This window comes from Marinobacterium rhizophilum DSM 18822 (genome assembly GCF_000378045.1).
Taxonomy (GTDB): domain Bacteria; phylum Pseudomonadota; class Gammaproteobacteria; order Pseudomonadales; family Balneatricaceae; genus Marinobacterium_A; species Marinobacterium_A rhizophilum.
Window position 1 is genome coordinate 1 of the sequence record NZ_KB899133.1, and the last position, 5,731, is coordinate 5,731.

General features: G+C 51.3%; 7 protein-coding genes and 1 pseudogene. 5 read left to right on the forward strand and 3 right to left on the reverse strand.

Going from position 1 to position 5,731, the window contains the following annotated elements; genetic code table 11:
• Together F451_RS26470 and F451_RS0124160 are read left to right on the forward strand one after the other, a co-directional pair.
• Positions 1–408: pseudogene (locus F451_RS26470) on the forward strand (DDE-type integrase/transposase/recombinase); the annotation flags it as partial.
• Between the two features lie 305 nt (positions 409–713).
• Complete coding sequence (locus tag F451_RS0124160) at positions 714–1,895, forward strand: NAD(P)/FAD-dependent oxidoreductase (protein WP_020683993.1); 1,182 nt, start codon at positions 714–716, stop codon at positions 1,893–1,895.
• A 440-nt stretch (positions 1,896–2,335) separates the two neighbouring features.
• Here F451_RS0124160 and F451_RS0124170 read toward each other — a convergent pair whose 3' ends face one another.
• Positions 2,336–2,656 (reverse strand): YdhR family protein, encoded by a 321-nt coding sequence (locus tag F451_RS0124170; RefSeq protein WP_020683995.1) that lies wholly within the window; start codon positions 2,654–2,656, stop codon positions 2,336–2,338.
• Positions 2,657–2,867: 211 nt separating this feature from the next.
• Positions 2,868–3,641, reverse strand: a complete 774-nt coding sequence (locus F451_RS0124175) for an SDR family NAD(P)-dependent oxidoreductase (RefSeq protein WP_020683996.1) — start codon at positions 3,639–3,641, stop codon at positions 2,868–2,870.
• A gap of 106 nt (positions 3,642–3,747) precedes the next feature.
• Here F451_RS0124175 and F451_RS27520 point away from each other — a divergent pair, with 106 nt between their 5' ends.
• From F451_RS27520 to F451_RS26475, 3 genes are all read left to right on the forward strand, one after another.
• Positions 3,748–4,119 carry a winged helix-turn-helix transcriptional regulator gene (locus tag F451_RS27520; RefSeq protein WP_083928546.1) on the forward strand — a complete coding sequence of 124 codons (372 nt, stop codon included), beginning with the start codon at positions 3,748–3,750 and terminating at the stop codon, positions 4,117–4,119.
• A 105-nt stretch (positions 4,120–4,224) separates the two neighbouring features.
• Positions 4,225–4,641 (forward strand): GFA family protein, encoded by a 417-nt coding sequence (locus F451_RS0124185; protein ID WP_026292042.1) that lies wholly within the window; start codon positions 4,225–4,227, stop codon positions 4,639–4,641.
• Between the two features lie 489 nt (positions 4,642–5,130).
• Positions 5,131–5,442, forward strand: a complete 312-nt coding sequence (locus tag F451_RS26475) for an SAM-dependent methyltransferase (protein ID WP_040880406.1) — start codon at positions 5,131–5,133, stop codon at positions 5,440–5,442.
• An 11-nt stretch (positions 5,443–5,453) separates the two neighbouring features.
• Here F451_RS26475 and F451_RS0124200 read toward each other — a convergent pair.
• On the reverse strand, positions 5,454–5,731 hold a 278-nt coding region (locus F451_RS0124200), incomplete at its 5' end, for a transposase domain-containing protein (protein ID WP_020684001.1).

Genomic DNA, 5,731 nt, shown 5'->3' on the forward strand with positions numbered 1-5,731 from the left:
AATCTGCGCCGCAAGGGCAAGAAGCGCCTGCCATCCCGCTCACCTGAGCCGCTGGCGGTGCCCGTTCAGGTCAACCACTGCTGGTCGATGGACTTCATGCATGACGCGCTACGCTGTGGCCGGAAATTCAGGACGTTCAACGTCGTGGATGACTTTAACCGCGAAGCGCTGGCGATAGAGATCGATCTGAATCTACCCGCAACCCGTGTTATCAGGACACTCGAACGAGTTGTCGCTTGGCGCGGAAAGCCGATGAAAGTGAGGGTAGACAACGGGCCGGAATTCATCTCATTGGCGTTGTCTGAATGGGCTGAATACAACAACGTTGTGTTGGAATTCATAGAGCCAGGCAAGCCGACACAAAATTCCTATATCGAGCGCTTCAACCGAACCTATCGCCACGAGGTGTGATCTTGCCCAGTAGCAGTGGACAGGGCGCTGGGCATGGAGGATTTGGTCAAGATTTGTCGACTGTTAAATGAGGTACTTGGATAAGCCGGTCTGGGGGAGTTGGTTGGCAAAGTCCGATAGTCCTGAATCCGGCGGTGCGCCGGCTGGGTTGAGTGGCTACGCTGGACCTGGGTCCGCAGAGATCGGGTATGACAGCAGCTTCTTTAGTCCGGATCCTGGCGATCAGGATAGGTGCGACCTGGTTGAAGTGAAAGTAGCTATAGTTCACTAAGAGCCAGGAAATCCTGCAAAGGGGGGGAGACATGTCACAGCATTACAGGTACCTGATCATCGGCGCGGGTATGACCGCTGATGCCGCCGTGCGTGGCATTCGTCAAATCGATCCAACGGGCTCGGTGGGTCTCATCGGTGCTGAGCCCGAGCCGCCTTATGACCGTCCGCCCCTGTCCAAAGGGCTCTGGCAGGGGGGGGCACTGGACAAAGTCTGGCGCAATACGCCGGAAAAGGGGCTGACGCTGCACCTGGGGCGACGGGCGCTGACGCTTGATCGGCAGAATAAGGAGGTCATCGATAGCCAGCAGGACCGCTATAGCTTTGACAAGCTGCTGCTGGCCACCGGCGGGACACCCCGGCAGCTACCTTTTGACGGCGAGCGGATCATCTATTTCCGTACCCTGGCGGATTACCGTCGCTTGCGTACGCTGACTGAGCAGGGCCAGCGTTTTGCGGTGATTGGCGGCGGCTTTATCGGGTCCGAGATCGCCGCCGCCCTGGCCATGAACGGCAAGGAGGTGGTGATGCTGTTTCCGGAGGAAACGATCGGTGGCCGCGTCTTTCCGCGGGCGTTGGGGCTGTTTTTAAACGATTACTATCGTGCCAAGGGGGTACAGGTCCTGGCGGGGGAAACGGTCACTGCGCTAGAGCTGAGTGGCACTCAGTGCCTGTTGAAAACAGCGAGTCAGCAGTCGATCCAGGTCGATGGCGTGGTGGCAGGCATCGGCATCCAGCCCAATATCGAACTGGCGCAAGCGGCGGGGCTGGAGGTGAGTAACGGTATCGTCGTCGACGAGTACCTGCGCACCGGTGATCCGGACATCTACGCGGCAGGCGATGTCGCAGCCTTCCATAATCCGGCCTTGGGCAAGCGCATCCGCGTGGAACACGAGGACAATGCCAACACCATGGGGCAACTCGCCGGGCGCAACATGGCCGGTGCCGCCGATCCCTATCACCACCTGCCGTTTTTCTATTCCGATCTCTTCGAGCTTGGCTTTGAGGGGGTCGGGGAACTGGATGCACGGCTCGAGACAGTGGCCGATTGGCAACAGCCGGGCGGTAAAGGGGTGGTGTACTACCTCGAGGACGGCCGGGTGCGCGGGGTATTGCTGTGGGACGTCTGGGGGCAAGTGGACGCCGCCCGAGAGCTGATTGCCGAACCCGGTCCGTTGCGCCCGGACAGTCTCCGGGGGCGATTACCGAGGTGATCGCTAATCAGCCGGCTGTGCGGCCTTGTCTGCTTTGAATCTGTTGATCAGACCACCGGCTTTGAACGTCGCGATTTCATCTGCCGCACTAATGGGTGACCCCATTGTCGTTCTTAAATCGGTGCTCTCACGTCCGGTGGATATCGAGGATATCCGTGGCATCCGTAAGAGCGCATAACCAGGCTATGCACCAGTGCCAAAACCTCTGCTTCGCGTCGGTTTTGGCACCGGTGAGAGCAGGCGTTATGAATCCGAGTTACCCACGAACAGTAGACACCTTCTATAGTTAGAAACCTACAGAGAGATGATTCAGATGAAACGCACCCGAAGAACCGGTGTGCCGACGCACTAGATTACAGAATGACTCTCGACGAAATGCGTGGCCTCGTTGAGTCCACGCGGTCGGAAAGGGCATTATGTCAGATAGGCTAATGTATCCGTTAGGCGGCGAAGTAGGGAGAGTTCATTCCTCTGCTCGCTTCGGCCACTACATCACCATCAAACAGCTTGACGCTAAGGCTGGCGTTTACCGTCTTGGCCAAATCGCTCAACATGCCTTCGGCGTAGGCGCGTGCGTTCTGAATAGAGTCGAACTCGTAGAAACCGCCAACGGAATGGCTGTTGATTCCGCTCAACCAGGTTTTGTTCCGTAGCCCCAGTACAGTATGCATAGCAGTATTTACGTCCTGCCACAGATCCTCAGTAAACGACGCTGATATTTGAAATTCGGCATATAGAAAAACACGGCTTGGTTGGGTCATAGTAGATTTCTTAGTTATTGGGGCAAATAAACAACTAACAATCATATTAGAATGATCGTTATTAATTGCTTTTCTGCCCACATTTTTGTTGAAGTGGTCGCTCCAATGTTTGACATTTTCTCTGCGGCACTTTCAGTGTTCGCCTAAATTCATGGTATTTATTGGAGCTAAAAAAGCGTTTTACATATTTTTCAGTTTTTTGATTAAGAGACTAGTTTCGGCCAGCGATTACGCCACCATCCACGTCCCAAATGGCTCCAGTCACCCAGCTTGTATCGTTGCTAAGCAGAAAATTAATTACATTGGCGATATCTTCGGGAGTACCAATTCTTCCAATTGGATGGAAGCTATCAAATGTGGCAAGTGTTTCATCGATTGCACTCGGCTCAATGAAAGATTCGTAAATAGGAGTCTTAACAACGGCAGGAGAAACAGCATTTACACGGATATTTTTATCAGCCAACTCCATCGCCATATGTTGCGTTAATGAATGTAATCCAGCTTTAGCCATTGAGTAGGCTGAAGATGGCGTTGCTTTAATTGCTTGTTTAGCCCACATTGAACCAATATGAACAATTGAGCCGCCGCCATTATTACTCATATTTTTGGCTACGGCTTGGCTTATAAAAAAGGTTGCTCGGTTTAGTTCTGAATAGGCATCATAGTCGCTCATTCCGTGTTCCAAGAATGGCTTTGGGTTAAAGCAACCTGCTGCATTAACTAGAAACTTGATATGCCTTTCTTCTGCGTTAAGCGCTTCAATTACCCTATCGACATCCTGCTGTTCATAAAGGTTAGCCTGATACGTCTCTACAACCACATTACTGGCTGCGGTTGCGGTTAACGTCGCTTTAGCGGATTTTAGCTTGGTGGGGTTGTTGCCTAGAATAATAGTGCTAATGCCTTGGACAACCAGTTGCTTCGCGGTAGCCAAGCCCATGCCGCTTGATCCACCTATGATTAGGGCAATACTTGAAGTAGTCATAATGTTTCTCCAGTTTGTGTTAAAGTATAGAGAAAATTTACAGAGCAAGCTGTAGATAGAAAAGTAAGCACATTTTGGTAAGGTAGGTACTTTTTGGGATATCTTTATGAAAACTAAGGAAAAAATCTTTTCAAGAAAAACTGCACCTAGCGAAAGTGCTAAAATGGTTGAAAGCATTTACGGCTGCAAATGGTCGCTTACTGTTTACCAACTTCTTGCTAGCGGAATTAATCGCCCAGGCGAAATGGTGCGAAGTGTTGAAGGACTAACTACTAAAGTTCTTAATCAATGCTTACGTAGGAATGTAGAATTTGGGATATTGGAACGTATTTCTTATAATGAGGTACCACCAAGAGTTGAGTATAAGGTTACCGAGCTTGGTACCAAATTTATCCGTATTCTTGACGAGCTTGAAAAGCTCCAGTGCGAGATTGAAGTGGAATATAACAAACGCATTCACAAGACCACCGTCGGCTAATGGATGACCCCGGGGATTTCCGCCCCCGGGGACTTCTGCTTCGCGCCAGTTTTGGCACCGATGGTCGCAGGCGTTATATGTTTTATCAATTTTGGAATTATCTCAATGTCTTGTTCTGAGGCCAGTTGCCTTTGTGGTGCGGTAAAAATTACTGCCGAAAACGTGAATCCTAAGTTTACGGTGTGTCACTGCCAATCATGCCGAACTTGGGGTGGTGCACCATTCTTTGCGGTGAAATGTGGTACTCAAGTGAAAGTGGAAGGTGACGATAAGGTAAAGATGTACAAATCATCCTCTTGGGCTTCTCGTGGCTTTTGTACTGAGTGTGGGACTCATCTATTCTATAAACTCAAAGAGACAGGCGAGTACAGTATGCCAGTGGGCTTGTTTCCAAACCTAAAAGGGTTGGAAATGGACATGCAGTATTTTAGCGATATGCGTCCTAGTTACTATTGCTTTGCCAATGAGACAAAGGAAATGACTACTGAAGAAATCATGGCCTACTTTGCGGATAAGGTGTAACTAAACATATTACAAATAATTCAAGCAGACCCGCGGCAAAGCCCCGCCCATGAGCTTCGAGGTTAGGCAGCAAATGAAACTTAGGAATGAGCCGCTCAATATGCCGCTAGAGAAGCGCCGATACGACGGTGTGCTATTCGTTGTGGCATGTTTGGCCCTGGGAATTCTGTATGTAAAACCAAAGACTCCTGAGTCTTGGATTGCGGCCATTTGCGTAATGGCTCCGGCCCTTTGGTTTGTCCTGGTTGGCCCCAGATTTCTCACCAATTGGCAACGTCGAAACCGCTATGCTTTCGTCGGCTGGATCATATTTGCAATGAAAATGGCATTCTTTCTCTTCGTAATTCGCACAGTGTATCCTTACACGGAATCGATGATAGCGGACTGGCTGAATGCCTAACCAGATAAGGCAGTCGGACGCTGAGCGACGCTGCTTTGAGCGTTAGGCTTTTTATCCAATCTATTCGCATTCTGTAGGAGGTTTACGCATTGGACATCCCACGGTTTTTCAATATCACGGAAAGTGAGCATCGCATCCACAATCCGTTCACGCCCGACAAATTCGTCACTCTCGGCGCCGCCCTTCGCCTAAAGCCAGGAGCGCGGGTGCTCGACCTTGGAAGCGGTTCGGGCGAAATGCTGTGCACCTGGGCCCGCGACCACGGCATTGTTGGTACCGGCATCGACATGAGTCCATTGTTCACCGCACAGGCGAAGCAGCGTGCCGAAGAACTCGGCGTTGCCCATCAAGTTAATTTCATTCACAACGATGCATCGGGCTATATCGCTGAGGAGAAGTAAGCGTCCGGCTATCACACCTTGTCAGCCGGCGCTTTCCAGTTATGCGGAAGTAGCTCACCGATCGCACTGGCTTTTTGGATCGGCAGCCGGGCCAGCACATCTTTCAGATACGCATAGGGTTCATGCCCATTCAGCTTGGCGGACTGGATCAGGCTCATGATGGCAGTGGCACGCTGACCGCTGCGTAATGAGCCCGCGAACAGCCAGTTCGAGCGCCCGAGCGCCCAGGGGCGGATCAGGTTTTCCACCCGATTATTGTCGATCGGCAACGCACCATCATCCAGGTAGC